The organism is Slackia isoflavoniconvertens (genome assembly GCF_003725955.1).
GTDB classification, from domain to species: domain Bacteria; phylum Actinomycetota; class Coriobacteriia; order Coriobacteriales; family Eggerthellaceae; genus Slackia; species Slackia isoflavoniconvertens.
In genome coordinates, this window is record NZ_QIBZ01000021.1 from 1 (window position 1) to 17453 (window position 17453).

Here is a 17453-nt window from a genome sequence, read left to right on the forward strand (position 1 = left end):
CGAGGTCTACACGCGTAAGCTCGTCGGCAGCGTCAGATGTGTCTAAGAGCCAGCCCGTCGCCAGAAGGAGGATGCCCGCCGCCGCGAGCGCCACTCCCGCCCCGACCATGAGCACCGCCGCCCCGAGCGCGAGCACCTGCCCGGCGGACAGGCTCGCCGCCGTTCCCGCGGCGGTCTCGCCGCCCGCCATGGCGGTCAGGCCGCCGGCTGCGAAGGTCGAGAGCGTCGAGACGGCGGTCAGCGTGCCGGAGAGCGACTTCACGGCGCCCGCGACGGCCGACGCCGCCTTCATGAGCACGAACCCGGCCGCGAGCGCCCGCACCGCGGGCGCGGCCTTCGCCGCGTCGTCCCTGAGCCATGACGCCGCGTCGGCGACTCCCTGGATCGCGGGATGCGCCGCATCGAGCGCGCCCTTGAACGAATCCGCCGCGTCGGCCGCGCCGTCGGCCCCGGGCTCGATGCCGAGCACCGCGCCAACGAGGCTTCCTACCGCGCCAATCGCGTCGAGCGCCGCGCCGCCGAGGAGCGACACGTCGTCCGAGAGCGCCTGTATCGCGCCGTTGTCCTGGCATTTCGAGAGGAAATCGGCGACCGAATCGCCGATGCTGTCGATTGCCTCTCCAGCCGAGGCCATGCCGCCGGTGAGGAGCGGCTTGAACGCGTCGAGGACCTTCGCGCCGGCCGTGACGGCCGATGCCTCCAGGTTGCCCATCGCGCCCTCGAATGTCGCCGTCGAGGTCGCCGCCGCCTTGGCGACGTCGGTCATGCCGAGCTGCATGATCGCCTGGTTGAATTCCTCGGCGGATATCTCGCCCTTCTCCATGGCGTCGCGGAAGTTGCCGGTGTACGCGCCGTTGGCCTTCATGGCCTCCTGGAGCTTGCCCGACGCGCCGGGGATGGCGTCGGCGAGCTGGTTCCAGTTCTCCGTGGTGAGCTTCCCGGCGCCCGCCGTCTGCGTCAGGACCATGCCGACGCTCTTGAAGGTCGCCGCGTTGCCGCCGGCCACGGCGTTGAGGTTGCCCGCCGCCTCCGACAGCTGCGCGTAGTCGGACACGCCGTTGGCGGCCAGCTGCGCGGTCGTGTTGCGGATGTCGCCCAGGTCGTAAATGGTCTTGTCGGCATAGTCCTGCGTCGAGGCCGTCAGGGCGTCGATGGTCGAGGTGTCCACGCCGCCGAACCCGAGCGTGCTGGCGAATTTCTGCGCCGAGTCGGAAGCGTTCGTTATCTCGCCTGTCAGAGAAGAGAGCGCGGCCGTGATTTTCTGCGCGGCCGCCGAGGCGATGCCGCCCGCGACGCCCGCGATTGCGGCGCCCTTCGCGCTCAGCGCCGCGCCGGCCGCCGTTCCCATCTGCGCGCCGGCGGAGGTGCCGGCGCTCTTGAATTTCGAGACGATTCCTCCCGCCGCGCCAACGGCCTTCCCGCCGAAGGCCTTCGAGAAGGCCGAGCCGCCGGACGTGCCGGCGCTGCCGAGCTGCTTGTTGAGCTTGCCGGCGAAGCCGTTCATGGTCGGCATGATCGTGACCGACGCGCTGCCGACGTTGACTGCCCCCATTTACGCACCTCCTTCGTGCATTCCGAGAATGCCGTCTATGTCTTCGCGCGCCGCGAGCGCGTTGTCGCGGTGCTGCTGCGCCTCCGCGCGCTCCGCGGGCGTCTTCAGCGGATGCGGCTTGTTGCGCCCGCGCTGGCCGTCCTTCGTCCTCTGCCATGCGATGACCTCTAGCGCGTGCACCGCCATCGCGAGCATGTACTCCCCCTCGCTCCACCGAAGCTCCGGCGTCTGGCGGCGCGCAGTGCGCGATTCGCGCGGCAGCGCGTACCAGAGCAGGGACCACCGCGAGCAGTCGTCGTCGGTCGGCTCGATTGGGAGGTCGATTCCGTAGTATTGGCGGAAGTCGGCGACCACGTCGGCGCGGTTGTCGAGCCAGTCGCGCGCGAAGGACGTCAGTTTTTTGCCGCCACCGCCTCGCCTATCGCGGCCGTGAAGGCCTGCCAGTCCTCGGCGGAGCATCCGAGCTCGTCGGGAAGGGCGCCGCCCTCGTCGGGGATGCGGCCGATGTACTCCACCACTCGCCCGCAGCAGATGAGGTTCATCGCCTCGTTCGCGGCGCGCGGGTCCTTGTCGCCGAGATTGAGCGCGGTCTGCACCTTCAGCGACGCGAAGGCGGTCTTGTCGATGTCGAATTCCTGGCCGCGGAACTCGACCTTCGCGACTTCGTGCTTCTTCTTTTCCATTCTTTCCTCCATGCGAAAAAAGGCGGGGCGCTCGGCCCCGCCAAAAGCTGTTGCCCCTCTGCGGCTATGCGGTCGCCGTGGTCTCGGTCGACTCGAAGTAGTCGTAGCAGGTGTTGCCGTCCTTGTCGGTCAGGTACTTCATCGTCAGCGGTCGCTGGCAAAGCTCGGAGCTGGAGATGTTGAGGTCGTCGAGCTCCGCGGACTTGCCGGCGGGGATGACCTTGCGCCAGCGGCGGTTGTTCTTCAGCACGAGCTCGAGCACGTAGCTGAAGATGTCGTGCGAGTTCGAGTTGTGCTTGACCGTGATGACGCCGTTCGCGTCGGTCACGTTCTTCTCGCCGTATTGGCGCTTGAGCGTCTCGGCCTTGATCTCGGCGAGCGTGAATTGCGCGGACTCGACTCGGTTGGAGTTGGTCGAGTCCATGATGTCGCCGTTCATGTCGGGGATGTCGTCGGAGTCCTCGTCCACGGTCTCGACGTAGCCGTCCTCGCTGATGAAGCCGAGGCACTTGAATGCCGGGTCGAGGGGCGTCTTGATGTCGGTCGGGAGCGCCGTCCCCTCGGGCGCGGAGAAGATATAGCCGCCCTTCACGCCCTTCGCGGAGCTGACGTTCGCCTGGTTGTTGCCATTGGCTTCTGCCATGCTGTTTCCTTTCTGCTATTCGCAGACCCATATCTGGATCTGCACGATGTACCGCGAGCGGCCCGTGTCCGGGTCGTTCTGGCGATAGAGATTCGTCACTTCCGGATGGAAGAAGTTGGCCTCCTCGTCGAGGTCGGCCACAGCCGCGGCCACCGATTCGGCGAGCGCGCGGGCCTTCTTGCGCTCCTTCTTCTTCGCCCAGCAGTCGACGGCGAGCCTGCACGGCTCGAACATCGAGCCTCCGCCGCCGATCTGCTCGACGCTGATGAACGAGTCGGGCATATCGCCCGGCACCTCGACGTATGCGGGCGCTCCTGTTGTCTGCGCGAGCCTGCGCGCGACCGTCGCCTCAACGTCCATTCGCTACCCCCTCGCCGAATCGAGCGCGCGCGAGAGCGTCTTGCGCTTCGCCTCGCTGTAGCGCGCCTGGTCTGTCTTCGTGCGCACGACGCGCCCCCTCGCGAGGACGCCGTCGAAATCCTTCACCTCGTGGCCCTCGAAGTCGTAGCCGCCTTCCGAGAGCGCGGCGTCCGCGGCGGCCTTCACGGCCTGCGCCTTGCGCTCGACCATGGATTGCACGGGGGCCGAGTTCATGAGCGCGGCGTATCCCGCGCGGTCCGCCTTGAACCTACCCATCCGCCCTCGCCACCTCGACGGCCATGTTCCATGCGCCCGGCGTCGCCGCCTCGGTCGTGCGCATCGGGTCGCCGACCACGTCGAACGCCTCTCCGCGCACCTCGACCGAGCAGCCGCGAAGGTCGCCCCTGTACGTCTTCGGGAAATGCAGCGTGTACGCGATTCTCGCGCCGTTGGGCCGCGCCGCCCCCAAGTCGGAGGTGGGGCCGGGGCACACCACGCAGCGCACGGCCTCGCGGGACGGCCGCGAGTCGATTGGCTCGCCGAGGTCGTCGAGCCTCGCGGAATCGCGGATCACGGCGACCTCCTCGTCCGGGATGAGATTAAGCACGGTCCGCCCCCGTCATCGCGTCGATGCTGCCGATTCGGCACCCGGCCAGCCCCAGCCGCTTCAGGTCGGCCTTGCCGACCCACAGTTCGGCGGTCGGGTTGGCGAACGTGACCGACGCGTTGTAGCTGCCGGCGGTCTGGCTGTACTGCGAGGCGCCGGCAAGGCCGAGCGGCACGTTCGCGGCCCGCGAGACGATGGAGCACGCCACGGCGCAGGCGGCGCGGTCGAATACGCCGTGCTCGCCCTGCCTGTATTCGCCCCATCGCGACTCGTATGCCGCGAGCAGCATGTCGCACGCGTCCGACAGGAGCGCGGAGACCTTGTCCCCGTCGCCGTCGGCGACCGCGCCATACCTCATCTCGTAGTCCGCGAGGGTCGCGAATCCCTCGCTCACAGCTGCTCCAAAAGCTCGGCGAGCTGCGCCTTCGTCGCCTTCTTCGGCGCGAAGCCGCCCATCGATTCGATTTCGGCGCGCATCTCCGCCGCCGTCATCTCGTGGACGTCCTTCGCTTCCTTGGGCGCCCCTTCGTCGGCTTCGTCCGCTTCGGCTTTCTCCGGCTCTTCAGGCTCGGGCTCGGCGGCCTGCTCGGCGGCGTCGACGTAGCCTGCGGCGGACAGCTCGGCGAAGCGCTCGTGGGTCAGCTCGACCTCGTCGCCGGTGCGGTGGATCTCGTACGTCTCGCGGTCTCGGTACGGGTATGTCACGGTTGCGATCATTTGCTCTCCTTTTACACGGTTGCTGCGATGGTTCCCTTCACGACCATGTCGATGTACTCGGCGAAGAAGGTGATGCCGGTGTACGCGACGGTGTCGTATGCGAGGCTCTTCAGCTCGCTGGAATGGTTGATGGCGATGTAGCCGGACTCGTCGGTGTAGAAGCCGAAGAGGTCGTCGCCCTCGGTGCTCGCGGTGTAGACCTTGATGTTGTTCTTCACGGTGGCGTAGATCGTGCCGGCGGCGACGGAGCCGGTGGACACGAGCGTGCCGAGGCCCGCCCAATTCTCGATGTAGGAGATGCCGAAGGCGGAGAAGACCTCGGAGTCGGCGATCTGCTTCGCGAAGTCGACGGGGTTCACGAAGTAGATGACGTCGACGTCGCCGAAGGAGTAGTCCTCGACGAGGTTGTCGAGCGCGGCCCACGCGTTCGCGGCGGTGGCGACGAGGTTCTTGCCGGTGACGGCGGTGGTGCCTTCGCCGGCGAGCACGTTGACGAAGTCCTTCTTGATGCCTCGCTGGATGTCGGAGATCATCGCGGAATCGGTCGCGTCGACGGCGGCCTCGTAGCCGCGCTTCTTGATCTCCTGCAAGGTGGTCTTCTTGCGGTAGGGCTTGATCGCGACCTCGTAGGTCGCCACGTCGGCCCAGGTGTACTTAGACTCCGGGATCTCCTGCCCCTCGACGTAGGAGGTCTCGGAGAGCTTGCCGGTGATCTTCTTCTGGTGCAGCGTCTCGCCGACGTTCGCCTTGATTGGGTCGCAGGCGGAGAGCATCTTCGCGAGCTTGGCGATGGACTTGGTGAAGGTGTCGACGAGGTCGACGTTGCGTGCTGCTGCGAGGGTCTTGATGTCGGGCATTCTGGCCCCTTTCTCCCCTTACTTGAAGAGGTCGATGTTGGCCGCGATGGCGGCCATGCGTTCTTTCTTGTCCTCGATTCCGAGGATGTCCTTCTTGGAGGGCTTGCCTGGCTTCTGCTTCTGGCCGGCCTCGGGCACGCGCGGTGCGCCGCCCTGCGGCTTCGCGATGGCCGCGATCGCCTCGGCCTGCTCGGTGAGCGACTCCTCGTCGGCTCCGCTCAGGGTCGCGACGATCGCGCGGTCGAGCCCGGTCGCCTTCGCCACGGAATCGACGAGCTTCGCGCGCGCCGACGCCGCCTTGAGGTCGCCGTTCTCCTTCTCGAGCGCGGCGAGGCGCTCTTCGATGGTCGGGTCGGGCTTCCCCTGGGACTGCTTCAGGGCGTTGAGCTGCTCGAGGTTGTCCTTCGAGCGCTTCTCCCATTTGCGGGACTCCTTGACGGCGTCCTCGTAGAGGGCCTTGTAGTCCTTGCCCTCGGAGCCGCCATGGGCCTGCTGCGGGTCGGTCGCCGCCTGCTGCGGGTCTGCCTGCGCCTGCTGTCCTGCCGGGTCCTGGTCTGCGTTCTCCATGCTTTCCTCCTGTCCGGCGCCGTGCGGCGCCTCGTCTCGCCCCGTGCGGGGCATTTCCGTGTATGAAAAAAGCCACCCGTGCGGATGGCTTGAATCAACGAAGACCCCGAATGGGGCCTTTATCGCGTTATTGCTTTATTGCGTTTGCCTATATGCCGAGGCCTTCCCTGACCATGGCGAGAGCGACCATGGAGGCCGTCTGCCGCACGACGTCCAGCGTGGTGGACCCGACCGTGCCCGCGAGGGTCTTCTTGACCCTGCCCCAGACCTTCGGTTCCCTGATGGAGTCGAGGTAGTCCTGGCCGTCCCAAGTGATGCCGGCCACGGTTAGCTCGATTGTGTTGCCGTTCATGTCCCTGGCGTCCCGCGACACGTCGACAAGCCCGTGGTGGGCCATGAGCCTCACGTGGTACGCGACCGTCTCAATCGGCCAGCGCTCCGTCGCCATGTCGTCCGCGTCGACCTCGTCGTCGGCGTTCTCCACGTACATGAGGATTGAGCGAACGAGATCGAGGTCACGCTTCATTCGGTATACCTCCTATGATTGAGTGTGGTCGGGGCGGCGGGATTCGAACCCGCAAGGGCTTGCGCCCGCCAGCCTCTGAAACTGGTGCGTCTGCCTGTTCCGCCACGCCCCGATGCTGTGATACAATTACTTTGCACCCAGAGGGAGCCCAGGCGACCTGAGCCAGAGTAGCCCAATGGGTGCTTATTTTTTCAACTCCTCTATTCTCTTACCATTCGTAAGATAGATTCTCTCGATACAGGGGTCATCGAGCAATTGAGACAACGCCGCTTCGGCGGCATTGAACGTCATCGGGGATTCGCTGATGTCAACCATGAATACAGGCCCCTGTCTCGGTATCTTTTCAGTAATCCTTCGCTTCATTTTCTTAACGCTCGCGCTTTTAATCTGCTTCATATCGCACGTAACCCCTCCAACTTTGATATCGGAAGTGTTTCCGTCGGTTTTGATATGCTTAAAGTCACAGCGAAATTCAATAGGCATCCCTAGTTGAGACAGCCAATAGGCCTCCATGACCTCTTTTGGCATTGGGACAACGGCACGGACTTGCTCCCACCAGCCTCTGAAACTGGCGCGTCTGCCTGTTCCGCCACGCCCCGATGTGATAAAATGCAATTGCTTGATGGCTCCGCTCCGGGCTCGGTCTGGTGTTGGAACCATCTTTTTTTATTTATAGATAGTCTCTATTGAGCCATATAGCTAACCCGGAGCTACCTCTTTCCGACAATCTTCACTTATGGTAAACTTTATTCAAGTAAATTTACTCATAAAGCTGCGGTACGCCCCGACCTTCGAATCGGGACACGGCCGCAGTTTTATTTGTCCTTCAAAACATGAATAACCCCACTGCCCGAAACAACAAGGAACACCTCGCCGTGTCGCCTTCTCTTTTCGAGAGCCGCGCACGTTTCGCCGAATCCGTCTCTATTGCCTTCATTGGTGAACACGCACCTAGATGGCGATGAGAGCCCGAGTTTGAACCATTTAATTCGCGCTCTTTTTACTTGGTTGCTGACCGAGCTAGCGCAATTTGTAAGATTTTTCATTTCCCAGAGCTCGTCATTCATAGATATGTCCAGGTTTGCAGAAGCGTCTGGATCTTCGACTATGGTCTCGACATCGAAGCCATTCAGCAGAAGGTAGTCTATCCCCGCTTTCTCGTGTTCCTCAAGCAAATCTCGTTGTTTAACGTATTTGACTGACCCGAGCTTCTTCCCAGCAATCGAACCAACATCGACCTTTAACGCTCTTTCTTTGAGTTCCTTTTTATTCGAATCATCCAGAGTCTTCATCAAGTCTATTTGCTTAAACACCTTGTACCGCTCTTGCAGCTCGCGCGGCTTGACCCCCTCGACCACCTCGGCGTAGGGGTCGTCCTCGAAGCTCGGAACAACCTTGCAGTCGCATCCGCGGTGGAAGTGCTTCCACTCGCCCGCGGATTTCCTCGTGTGGTAGACTGCGCCGCGGCTCGCGAGCATCAGGCAGAACGTGCAGGTCTCGAAGCCCGTCGGGACGCGGGCGAATCTCGCGCCCCTGTCCTTGTCGCGGCCGACGTTCGCGATGATCGTCTCGTTCAGGCTGCGGAAGGCGTCGTTCCTGGCGTACTCCCCGCACGCCTTCGCGAATTCGGCGTCGCCGCCCTTAGCGAGCTTCTTCGCCTGGTACCGCGCTACGTCGTCGACGGATTCCGGCTTGTACGTCGTCATGGTTATTGCCTGATCGAGCGCGACGCCGCTCTTCTGCGCGCGGTGGTCGTACCACTCGGCGGCGAACTCCGCGGCGATGTCGTCGTACCCCTGGATGTACCCATCCATGATGAGCTTGGCGGCCTCGCGCTTCTCGGCCACGCTCGCCGAGGCGTTGGCGCGGCACCAGGCGAGCACGGATGCCTCGACGTCGGACGCGGCCTTGTCGCCGATTCGCGCGACCGCGCGGTTGTACGCCGCGAACTCGGCCGAGCTAATCATCCGATGCCGCCGTCTTCGCCTGATCTTGGGAAGCGCCGGAAATCAGGTCGAACGCGGCGGAGCGCGTGACGTTGCGCCTTATCTCCGACATGACGTTCCTCACCTCGTCGTCGTCCAGGCCGTTCAGGCGCCAGAACGTCGGCGTGCCGGCGAAGCCGTCCACGGCGGACGCGAGCTTGATGGAGCTGTCGGTCTGCTGCGCGAGCGTCGGCATCGCGGGGTTGAGGAAGTTGACCGACACGTCGCAGGCCTCTTCGGCCTCGGCGTAGCTCTTCCCGAGCTCGGTCGCGGCGGCCGCGATCGCCACGCGGGAGAGCGCGGCCTTCGCCTCCTTGATGAAGGTCTTGCATTTGAGGATGAGCGGCGAGTTCTCCAGGTAGATGGCGTCGGCGCTGCTCGGGTTGTCCCCGACGATTCCGAATTGGCCGGCGTGGATGCCGGTCGCGGCGCTCATGCGCTTGCAGAGGTTCGAGAAATGCTCCGTCATGGGCTGCATGCTCGGCTGCGTGAGCTGGCCGAATTGGGGAATCTGCCCCTCGCTGTTTATCGAGACCTCGAAGATGGAGCCGATGAACGCGCTCCATTTCGTCTTGTCCTCGAAGGCGTCCCCGTCGGTGCCGAGCAGGTATTTCTGCGTCGACGCGGCGAAGGCGGCGGCGACCTCCTCGTTCACGCTCGCGCGCATGGCGCAGTCTATGAGCCAGCGCACCTCGGAGTTTATGCGCGACACGCCGAACGGCCGGTCGTCGTCCGGGTTGTACGGCATCACGAACATAGGCACGATGCCGAGGCCGTGCTCGACGTACTCGGCGGACCATCTGCCGTCCCCGTCGGCGCGGAGCCTGATGAGGCAGTCGTCGAGCATGACGTCGACCCAATCGGGCCGATTCGTCTTTCGGCCGCGCTCCTTCGCGAACGAGACGACCCACATGCCGGCCGACAGGCATTCGCCGACATCGTCCCAAATGCCGGTGCAAAGCGTTGGAGGGTACGCCGATATGCGCGCGTGGCCCTCCTCGTCGGAAGTGACCACCCACATGCTGAAGCAGTATTTGAGCGCCGAGTTGACGGCCTTCCCGACGCGCGTCGGCATGAAGTTGCGGCGCGCGACCTGCTTCAGGAGCTTCTCCGCGTCGTGGTCCCCGGGGGACGTGAACCCGTCGAAAGACACGTGGTCGCGCATCACCTCGACGCATTTGTATCCCCAGCCGCAGGCCACTTCGAGGCCCTGCAGCGAATCCGGAACGGCGATGCCCAAATCCTTGAGCATGTTCCGGGCCTCGTAGTATTGCGAGCGCACGACGTTGCCGGAGTAGTGCGACTGCCAGTTGTTGAGCAGTTCGAGCACCGTCTCGCGGTGCTCCGCCGAAAGCCCTTCGGCGGACGCGACGGCATAGGGGATTGAGATTGCCATCAGGTTACTCTCGCCTTCCTCTTCGGGTTTCTCTTGGATGTTGCGAGCCCGAGCAGAGCGAGCCCGGCCGCCTCGATGGGCGTCGAGTTGTCGCCGCCGAAGCCCCATCCGCCGCCCTTGCCTATCTCGCGGCGGGTCGCCGTCGCGGCGGAGAGGTCGAGCGCGGGGCATTCGATGTGCGTTATCCCGCCGTCGCCGGCGGCTTCGAAAATGAGGTTCGCGGCGGTGATGGCCTGGTCGGTCGTCGGCCTTATGACGTAGCCCTTCGGCGTTCCGAGCTCTTGCAGCCTGTCGCAGAGCGAGCCGGCGCCGCTCTTGCCGTCCACGACGACGGAGCACGCCTGGTTCGCCCGCACGGCGAGCCAGTTGACGAGCCACTTCGTCCCGCGGGCGGTCGGCTCGCAGAACGGGAGCTCGATATGGGCGGCCGTACCGTCCGACGCGGCGACCGCGAGCGCGACCGATCCGCCGTCGGAGCTGAACTTCACGCCGTACGCGAGCTTCGAGAACCTGGCGGGCACCGCCTCGGGCGGGATGAGCGTCGAGCGCCACAGGTCTTCGCCGATGAGCGGGCTTTCCGTCTGCGCGCTCGGCGGGAGCCAATAGCCGAGGTACTCCTGGGCGATGGCGAGGTCGTCGCCCTTCATTCCCATGACGCCGGTGCGCACGTCCTCGACCTCGACGAGGCCTTCCGCGAGAGACGGGTTCGCCAGGTACCACCGCGACTCGTCGAGCGGGTCGCCGACCTCGTCGACGCCGTATTCGAGCCAGCACATGTCGTCGCCCGGCTCGTCGCCCCACGCCTCCTCGCGAAGCTCCTTGAAACGGTCGGCGGCGCAGCCCGCTCGCGTCGGCGTGCCGACGTAGACGAGCTGCGAGTTCTTGTGCGGCGCGTGCGTCGTGGTCGGGTTCAACGTCTGCGCCTGCGATTTGGTCAGGAGCTGCGCCTCGTCGTAGATGATCACGTCGAAGCTGTAGCCGAGCGACGCGGAGTCGGTTCGCGTCGAGAAGCAGAGCACGCCGCCGTTGGCGAACTCGTAGCTCTCCTGCGCGGTCTTCGATTTCGCGTCGGAGACGCGCCTGTTTATCGCGCGGTGCGCGTCGGGGTCGCCCACGCGCTTCCCGAAAATCTTGCGGAACCGCGCGAGCATCTCGCACGTGGTCGAGTAGTTGTGGTCCGTCCAAAGGACCGAATAGCCCATTTCGAGCACGAGGAACGCGGCCCATATGATCGCGTCGTGCGACTTGCCCGCCTGGCGCGGCACGGACAGCCCGCATCGGCGGTGCACCCATTTGCCGCGGGAGTCCAGCCGCGACCAGTCGCGCAGCGGCGTCTCCTGCCAATCGCCGACCCCGTATCCGATGAGCTTCGCGAAGTCGACGACCTCGTCGAGGAGGTCGGCGCGGCCACGCGGCGACGAGACGTGCCTACGGGGCAGGCATCTTCGCCGCGATTCTGGCCGCGATCGAGTCGAGGGCGCTGTCGACGGGGTCGCCTCCATTTCCGCCCTCCAATCTGTCTAGCTCCTCGATGGTCGCGCGGTACTCGCGGGACAGCCCCGCGACCGCCTGCGGCGGCGCGTCGTTGAGCGCGGCGCGTAGTATCCCGCGCAGCTCTGTGAGCCGCTCCGCGGTCGTCTCGGGCTGCCGCGCCGAGAGCGCGCCTGGGTAAGTTTTCTGGGTATCCTCCCCGCCCGGCCCGTCGGTCGACCAGACGCGCTGCACGGTCGACTTGGAGCATCCGGCGCGGCGGGCCGTTTCCGTCACTCCGAGCTGGGGAAACATCGCGACGATCGCCTTGCGCTCGGAGTCGCTCAGCTTCCTGACTTTCCCCATCGCGTGCGCCCCCTTCCTTCTGGAGCTGGGTAAGCTGGAACTTGGTGAGAAAAAAAGGCGCAATGCCCGCGGGCGCGCCCTATGACGGGTGGGAGGGGCATACCCCCAGGTCACCAGCGTCTGCTTGTTTTGCATCCTACGTCGCGGGGGCGCGGCCCCGCCGCCGCCTTCATGTCGGCGACGCTCTTGTTGCCGCGCCGCTCGTTGCATATGCGATGCGCCGGCGCGACGTTCGCGGGGTCGACTACCGAGCCGCCCCGCGACGCCGGCCTTATCTCGTCGACCTCGAAGCTCATCGGATGGCCGGCCGGGAGCGAGTAGTCTATCGGCCGGCCGCAAAGCCAGCACGGCCTGCCCTGCGCCTTGAGCCAGGCGCGGACCTTGCGCCGCGCGTGGCCGTTCGTGTAGCGCGACTTCGTCGCCATCAGCGGGAGCCCTTCCGCTCCTTGGCGCGCGCCCGGGCGTCTTGCTCAAGCCTCGCGGCGTTGCGCGTCACGCGGGCGTCCTCCTGGCACTGCCTGCACACGCCGCCGTAGACGTCGCGCAGGTTGCCGCACATCAGGCAATATCCTTTATCCATTTGCCACCTTCGTAGCATTTCGCCACGGCGACGGCGAAGAGCATGGCGTGCGCCATCTCCGTCTCGTACTTGGCCGCAATTCGGCCTAGCTCAAGAAGGGTCATTCCGCCTCCGTAGATGATCGTCGTGCGTCGCCGCCGCGCAGAGGAGAAGAGAAAGACGCGGCGGCGGAGAATGAAAAAAGCCGACCTCTTTCGGACGGCTTTCGCATTTGACACTATGGCATGCCTAGCGCGCGTCATGGCGCCCCAAAACGCCTCATTTCGCGTCACGGCGCGTCATTTCGCCTCATTATCGGAATTAAATGGCGGGCTGGCGAGGGATGCGCCACTCGAACGGCATCGCGTCGTATACGTCGAGCAGCGCCTCGTCGTGGAGCCTCTGCGCCGTCGACTTGCTGCATCCCACGTCGGCGGCGACCTCGCACCATTGCTTGCCGAGCAGGTAGCGCCGAAGCAGGATTGACGCGCCCTTCGGCGATTTCGCGGCGGCTATGGCGGCGTGCGCGCCATCCGCGGCCTCTATGTACGCGCGCTCCGCGTCGACGTATCGCGCGGCCATCGCTTCTAGACGGGCGACGCCGTCGGGAATGGCGTCGGCGTACGCCGATGAGCAGCCGCCAATTCGGTCGAACCGCATGCCCTTCGGCTGCATAGCCTTGCGTTCCATCTCGATTTCGTCTTGCAGCGCGTCAAGCGTGTACCGCAGGTCGCGGACGCTTTCCAGATACGCGCGAGCGCGCGAGCGCTTCAGCGCGTCGAATTCCTCTGACATTCTTCCCCTCTCATGTCGGTGTTACATATTCTATACTGCGTAACACCGACATGCACGCCAAACGCGAAAATGCCCGCTCAAAAGGCGGGCATCGCATCAAAGTTCCTCCATTAATCAGAAGGGAACGTCGTCCTCGTAGAGCGGCGCGGCGGGAGCGACTTGATTCGGCGCTACGCCCATCGCCCGATACGCCGCGGCGGTCTCGCCGCTCATGCCGCGCTGGCCGTCCTCTTTACGCTGTAAGAACTCGATTTCGTCGACGGCGACGGTCAGCTTGCTTCGAGCGCTTCCGTCCTTCGCCTGCCATTGGGACCAGCGCAGCTTGCCCTCGATGGCGACCTTCGCGCCCTTGGACAAGAAGCGGGCGACGCTGGCCGCGCGGTTGCCGAACATGACGCAGTCCACGAAGTTCGGGCGGTCTTCCCACTGCTGGGTCTGCTGGTTCTTGCGGCGGTCATTGACGGCCACGCCGAAAGAAAGTATCTGGAGACCGTCCCCGGTTTCGCGGAGCTCCGGGTCGCGCGTCAGGTTTCCCGTGACGATTACCTTGTTTATTGACATTTTGTTTCCTCCTTTACGGCGTAAGCGACCGTATGTCCTCTGTATTCCCTACCGCCGTTGCGCAGGATGCGCGAGAGCGACGAGCAGGTTGTGCCAATGAGCCGCGCCGCCTCGGTCACGCTTTCCTGCAATTCCCCGTCGAGCAGCACGGGCTTCTTGTTCCTGTCGCTCGCCTCGCGGCGTTGCTGCTGAAGGGATTTCATCTGCTTCTTCTTCGGCTTAGGCGGCTGCTCGGCGCGCGTGCCTCGTGGCTCTCCTGTCGCCGGGTCGAAATAGCTCGTCACGACAGGCGGCGGCGAATACGGCTCCTTCTCGTCGTACCTTCCGCGATGCGAGGAGGTGACTTTATAGCTGCTGAAATGCGTCACTCGCCCACCTCTTGCCATTCTCTGCAATTCGCGACCACCCTGCCGCAATCGGGGCAATACCTGGTGACGGAATCGACGTCGGCCCAACCGCCTTTTCCGCAGCGATGGCAGTGCAGCATTGCGATCGGGTTGCCGTCCTTGTCGACGGCGTCCGAATCGAAGATGGCGAAGGTATGCTCGAGCTCTACCTCGTAATCCGCGTCGTCTCCCCACTTGCCAGCATCCCACGCCGCCTCTTCAAGCTCGATAAGCTTGGCAATCTTGACCGGCACGATTGCCGAGCGCTCGCATTTATGAATATCGACCGTCTCACGCACGCCTGTTTCTATCCAGTTGCCATCAACCGTAACGGTTCCGGAAATCAAATCGAATCCGCCTTCGCCGCGCTCCGTCTCTTCCAATTCATCTACTCGGCGAAATGTCGGCAGCTCGCACGGCAGGATTACCAGCTGGGCGATACGCTCGCCCGCAGCGACGCGCTGCGTCAGATTGCCGATGTTCGCGAGCGGCACCTGCACCTCTCCCGTGTAGCCGCTGTCGATGATGCCGACGCCGTTGAGCATCATCAGGCCGCGCCCGCAAAGCGAACTTCGCGCGGCCAGCAGGCCGAAGCAGCCCTCGGGGATGCTCACGCGCACACCCGTCGACACCTTGGCCGTATCGCCCCGCCTGATTGCCACGTCGCGCGCCGCCTTGAGGTCTGCTCCCGCATCTGCCTCGTGGGCGCGTACGGGCAGCATATCGGCCGCGCATACGGTATCGATTTCCTTCATTCGCTTCCTCCTCAATCAATCCCATGCCGCTCGCGCCATCTTTTGTGGTACTCGACGGTGCATCCCCGAAGCTCCTCGATGCACCTCGGGCAACGGCGCTGCGACCTCCGAAGCGCCATGTACGGCTCTCCGCACACCTCGCAGGTCCGGCGCTCGGCCCGCTTCGATTCGCCGCGGCTCTTCTTCCCCGCCGCGAGGCACTCGGGGCACGTCTTCATGTTCCGCAGGTGCGCGGACTGCATCGCGCTCGGCGGCGGCGTGAACGTCTTGCCGCACACGCCGCACTCGCGCGGCGTGGCCATCTCCGCCGAATGGACGCGCGCGTCGAGCTCGCACCACGCGACGCACGCGCGGAGCGATTCGGCGTCGTCCCACGGCGGGCTGTCGGGCGAGTTGATTCGAGACATGAGCCGATGCGGCACCGCGACGAGGTTCTCGGGGCGGAAGTCCCGCTTGTCGCGGTTCGCCATCACCACGTCGCAGCCATCGGGAATGGGGCCGAAATGCTTCTCGTACTCCACGTGGTGCTTGAACCGCCAATTGTCCTTCGTCTGAGGGGCCGTCGGGTTTTCCGCGACCTTGACCAGGACGTGGCCCTTGCGCTCGTCGTAGCGCTCGGAGCCGACAGGGCGGCGCTTCCTACCGCCGCGGCTCGGCTTCGTGGTCCTCCCGTTCGTCGAGCGCCAGAGCGAGATCTGCGGATGCGACAGCGGGAAGCCGAACGCCTCGGCGAATTCGCGCGAAAGCTCGGTCTCGCATTGGCCGCGGTCGTTGCGCTCCATCCACCCCTGCATCTCGGGCTCGCGGCACCAAGTGATTCGCCGCACCGCCTTGGGCGGCAAGTCGCGCGCCATCTTCAGCAGCCCGAGCTTGTTCGCGCGGGTGTAGAGCGCCCCCTTGCTCACCTTCTTGCCGAATTCCCGCTCGAACTCGGCGACGAGCTGCGGCGCGTGCTCGTAGGCGTACCTCTCGCGAAGCCACCGCTCTTCGCGCTCGCCCCAAACCCCGCGCGTCATCCCAGAAGCCCCTTCGGCACCTTCACTTCGCCGTACTCAAGCTTCAGGCGGCACGCTTCGAGCGTCATGTTGCCGTTGGCTATGAGCTGCGACGTGATTCCCTGCACCGCCTTGGCCCGCGATATCTCCATCCTCAGCGCGTCGGCGTTCGACGCGTCGACCGCTTCGAGCCTGTCGAGCTGCGCCAGGAGCGATTCGCTCACCTTCTCAGAAATGCCCATTCCTCTTCCTTCCATGCTTTCCCTCGTCGAGGTCGTAGACCGACGGCGACAGGCGCGGATACATCTCGCGGTCTTCGAGGCGCGACACCCTCACGAAGAGGTCTATGACGCACACCGTCACGACCACGCCGGCGAAGCCGAGGATGGCGACCGCCAGGCAGAGCAGCCCGCTCATATCGCGCACCTCCCGCGATGTTCTCCGCGGCGTTTCCCGCACTCATTCCCATGCATTACCTTTCCATGCCCGAACGCATAGACGGCCTTGCGGCATCCGCCCTGCTCGCGTCGGCATTCCCGGCGCTCCGCGGAACGGCCCGCGGCGTGCCCGTCGTTCCCCCGTCGTTCCATCATTCCGAGTCCTTCGCGAGCATTGCGAACGCCTGACGCGCGAGCAGCCAATGGGTCACGGCTCGGTCAACTTTCCCGTTTTCGCCCACGAACACGAGGCCGCGCCCTGCCGCGATGGCGGAGCAGTACGCGAAGGCGGTCGATATGGCGGCCTTCGCGATTCGCATCTCTCGAACGCTCGCTTCATCCATCGCCGAGCCATCCAGCTCGCTCCACAACTTGAATTCGTCGCTGCCCAGCTCGTCGAACAGCGCCGCCATTTCCTTCTTCTTCATGGTCATTTCCCTTCTCGCCACCTGATGTACGCATCGGCGGCGTCTGTCTTTCTTCCGGGCACCACGTGCCCGTATACGTTGAGGGTTGTCGTCGCGCTGGCGTGCCCCAAAAGCTCCTGGGCCTCCTTGAAGCTCGTGCCGGTCGACAGGAGGTAGGTCGCGTAGGTGTGGCGCAGCGAGTGCAGGTGGTGCCGCTTGGGCAGCCCCGCGGCGTCCGCGGCGGCCCTGAAGGCGGCCGTCAAATCGCTCGGCCGCACGGCCGCGCCGCCGTCCGTCGCGAACATCGGCGTGGAATCGCCTTGCGCGACCCCGTTTTCCGCCAGGCGCTCCCGCTGCGATTCGATGTGCCGCGAAAGCCGCTCGCCCGCCGTCCCGGGCACGGGCACCCAGCGCTTGGACGTGCCGCTCTTCGGCTCCTTCTCGACCACGCCGCCGCGGGTCTCGACGAGCACGCGGGCGACCTTGATCTGGCCGAATGCGCGGTTGTAGTCGCCCACCCGCAGGCCGGCCAGCTCGCTTCGGCGAAGGCCGGTGTCGAGGCACAGCGAGATGGCGTCGGCGCAGGGGTCTCCATCGTGGCTTTCGAGCCAGGCGGAAAGCCTGCGAACCTCGTCCGCGGAAAGCGCCATCGACTCGGGCGGCGCCTGCTTCGGCGGCTTCACGCCCGCGACGGGGCTTTGCGCTGTTGATGTTCACTAAGAAGTGGTCCGAGTGATCACTGGGAAATGAGCACCGTGAGCACGAAAAATTGAGCAGTTTAAGCAAGAGGGCCGCGCCCCGGGGACCGGGGGCGCGGCCCTCGCCGTAT

General features: G+C 64.9%; 28 protein-coding genes and 1 tRNA gene. All 29 read right to left on the reverse strand.

Features of this window, described 5'->3' with window-relative positions:
* Positions 1–1552, reverse strand: a 1552-nt coding sequence (locus DMP05_RS10020; protein WP_211326880.1) for a tape measure protein, incomplete at its 3' end; no start/stop codon positions are given.
* Entirely contained in the window at positions 1553–1906 is a 354-nt protein-coding gene (locus DMP05_RS09035; protein WP_123220139.1) for a DUF5361 domain-containing protein, read from the reverse strand.
* Between the two features lie 38 nt (positions 1907–1944).
* Positions 1945–2235, reverse strand: a complete 291-nt coding sequence (locus tag DMP05_RS09040) for a hypothetical protein (RefSeq protein WP_123220140.1) — start codon at positions 2233–2235, stop codon at positions 1945–1947.
* A gap of 64 nt (positions 2236–2299) precedes the next feature.
* On the reverse strand, positions 2300–2878 hold the full coding sequence (locus tag DMP05_RS09045) for a phage tail tube protein (protein WP_123220141.1): 579 nt from the start codon (positions 2876–2878) through the stop codon (positions 2300–2302).
* A gap of 15 nt (positions 2879–2893) precedes the next feature.
* Entirely contained in the window at positions 2894–3238 is a 345-nt protein-coding gene (gene gp17, locus DMP05_RS09050; RefSeq protein ID WP_123220142.1) for a tail completion protein gp17, read from the reverse strand.
* A 3-nt stretch (positions 3239–3241) separates the two neighbouring features.
* The gene (locus DMP05_RS09055; protein ID WP_123220143.1) at positions 3242–3514 is read right to left on the reverse strand and encodes a hypothetical protein; all 273 of its coding nucleotides are present in this window, start codon (positions 3512–3514) and stop codon (positions 3242–3244) included.
* Positions 3507–3845: a hypothetical protein gene (locus tag DMP05_RS09060; protein ID WP_123220144.1), complete on the reverse strand. Its 339-nt coding sequence runs from the start codon at positions 3843–3845 to the stop codon at positions 3507–3509. The genes DMP05_RS09055 and DMP05_RS09060 overlap by 8 nt, the downstream gene beginning before the upstream one ends.
* Entirely contained in the window at positions 3838–4239 is a 402-nt protein-coding gene (locus DMP05_RS09065) for a Gp19/Gp15/Gp42 family protein (RefSeq protein WP_123220145.1), read from the reverse strand. Before DMP05_RS09065 ends, DMP05_RS09060 begins: the two co-directional genes overlap by 8 nt.
* A complete protein-coding gene (locus DMP05_RS09070) occupies positions 4236–4562 on the reverse strand; it encodes a hypothetical protein (RefSeq protein ID WP_123220146.1) in 327 nt (108 codons plus the stop codon). Before DMP05_RS09070 ends, DMP05_RS09065 begins: the two co-directional genes overlap by 4 nt.
* Positions 4563–4573: 11 nt before the next feature.
* On the reverse strand, positions 4574–5419 hold the full coding sequence (locus DMP05_RS09075) for a hypothetical protein (protein ID WP_123220147.1): 846 nt from the start codon (positions 5417–5419) through the stop codon (positions 4574–4576).
* 18 nt (positions 5420–5437) lie between these two features.
* The gene (locus DMP05_RS09080; protein WP_123220148.1) at positions 5438–5986 is read right to left on the reverse strand and encodes a hypothetical protein; all 549 of its coding nucleotides are present in this window, start codon (positions 5984–5986) and stop codon (positions 5438–5440) included.
* A 148-nt stretch (positions 5987–6134) separates the two neighbouring features.
* Entirely contained in the window at positions 6135–6512 is a 378-nt protein-coding gene (locus DMP05_RS09085) for a DUF2513 domain-containing protein (protein ID WP_123220149.1), read from the reverse strand.
* A gap of 25 nt (positions 6513–6537) precedes the next feature.
* Positions 6538–6624, reverse strand: a tRNA-Leu gene (locus DMP05_RS09090).
* A gap of 71 nt (positions 6625–6695) precedes the next feature.
* Entirely contained in the window at positions 6696–7172 is a 477-nt protein-coding gene (locus DMP05_RS10255) for a CdiA C-terminal domain-containing protein (RefSeq protein WP_342210435.1), read from the reverse strand.
* Positions 7173–7327: 155 nt separating this feature from the next.
* Positions 7328–8479: a VG15 protein gene (locus DMP05_RS09100; protein WP_123220151.1), complete on the reverse strand. Its 1152-nt coding sequence runs from the start codon at positions 8477–8479 to the stop codon at positions 7328–7330.
* Complete coding sequence (locus DMP05_RS09865; RefSeq protein ID WP_161957525.1) at positions 8472–9893, reverse strand: phage portal protein; 1422 nt, start codon at positions 9891–9893, stop codon at positions 8472–8474. Before DMP05_RS09865 ends, DMP05_RS09100 begins: the two co-directional genes overlap by 8 nt.
* The gene (locus tag DMP05_RS09870) at positions 9893–11395 is read right to left on the reverse strand and encodes a hypothetical protein (RefSeq protein ID WP_161957526.1); all 1503 of its coding nucleotides are present in this window, start codon (positions 11393–11395) and stop codon (positions 9893–9895) included. Before DMP05_RS09870 ends, DMP05_RS09865 begins: the two co-directional genes overlap by 1 nt.
* Positions 11322–11729, reverse strand: coding sequence for a helix-turn-helix domain-containing protein (locus DMP05_RS09110; RefSeq protein ID WP_123220153.1), 408 nt, complete (start codon positions 11727–11729; stop codon positions 11322–11324). The genes DMP05_RS09870 and DMP05_RS09110 overlap by 74 nt, the downstream gene beginning before the upstream one ends.
* A 110-nt stretch (positions 11730–11839) precedes the next feature.
* Complete coding sequence (locus DMP05_RS09115; protein WP_123220154.1) at positions 11840–12154, reverse strand: HNH endonuclease; 315 nt, start codon at positions 12152–12154, stop codon at positions 11840–11842.
* On the reverse strand, positions 12154–12309 hold the full coding sequence (locus DMP05_RS09875; RefSeq protein ID WP_161957527.1) for a hypothetical protein: 156 nt from the start codon (positions 12307–12309) through the stop codon (positions 12154–12156). The genes DMP05_RS09115 and DMP05_RS09875 overlap by 1 nt, the downstream gene beginning before the upstream one ends.
* A 300-nt stretch (positions 12310–12609) precedes the next feature.
* Positions 12610–13083 carry a hypothetical protein gene (locus DMP05_RS09125; RefSeq protein WP_123220156.1) on the reverse strand — a complete coding sequence of 158 codons (474 nt, stop codon included), beginning with the start codon at positions 13081–13083 and terminating at the stop codon, positions 12610–12612.
* A gap of 114 nt (positions 13084–13197) precedes the next feature.
* Complete coding sequence (locus DMP05_RS09130) at positions 13198–13644, reverse strand: single-stranded DNA-binding protein (protein ID WP_123220157.1); 447 nt, start codon at positions 13642–13644, stop codon at positions 13198–13200.
* Positions 13635–14012 (reverse strand): hypothetical protein, encoded by a 378-nt coding sequence (locus tag DMP05_RS09135; RefSeq protein ID WP_123220158.1) that lies wholly within the window; start codon positions 14010–14012, stop codon positions 13635–13637. Before DMP05_RS09135 ends, DMP05_RS09130 begins: the two co-directional genes overlap by 10 nt.
* On the reverse strand, positions 14009–14785 hold the full coding sequence (gene dut, locus DMP05_RS09140; protein ID WP_123220159.1) for a dUTP diphosphatase: 777 nt from the start codon (positions 14783–14785) through the stop codon (positions 14009–14011). The genes DMP05_RS09135 and dut overlap by 4 nt, the downstream gene beginning before the upstream one ends.
* A gap of 11 nt (positions 14786–14796) precedes the next feature.
* Positions 14797–15801, reverse strand: a complete 1005-nt coding sequence (locus tag DMP05_RS09145; protein ID WP_123220160.1) for an HNH endonuclease signature motif containing protein — start codon at positions 15799–15801, stop codon at positions 14797–14799.
* On the reverse strand, positions 15798–16022 hold the full coding sequence (locus DMP05_RS09150) for a hypothetical protein (RefSeq protein ID WP_123220161.1): 225 nt from the start codon (positions 16020–16022) through the stop codon (positions 15798–15800). The genes DMP05_RS09145 and DMP05_RS09150 overlap by 4 nt, the downstream gene beginning before the upstream one ends.
* Entirely contained in the window at positions 16009–16197 is a 189-nt protein-coding gene (locus DMP05_RS09155) for a hypothetical protein (protein WP_123220162.1), read from the reverse strand. The genes DMP05_RS09150 and DMP05_RS09155 overlap by 14 nt, the downstream gene beginning before the upstream one ends.
* Before the next feature lie 172 nt (positions 16198–16369).
* A complete protein-coding gene (locus DMP05_RS09165; protein ID WP_123220164.1) occupies positions 16370–16645 on the reverse strand; it encodes a hypothetical protein in 276 nt (91 codons plus the stop codon).
* A 2-nt stretch (positions 16646–16647) separates the two neighbouring features.
* A complete protein-coding gene (locus DMP05_RS09170) occupies positions 16648–17307 on the reverse strand; it encodes a tyrosine-type recombinase/integrase (RefSeq protein WP_123220165.1) in 660 nt (219 codons plus the stop codon).
* Positions 17308–17453: the final 146 nt, after the last annotated feature.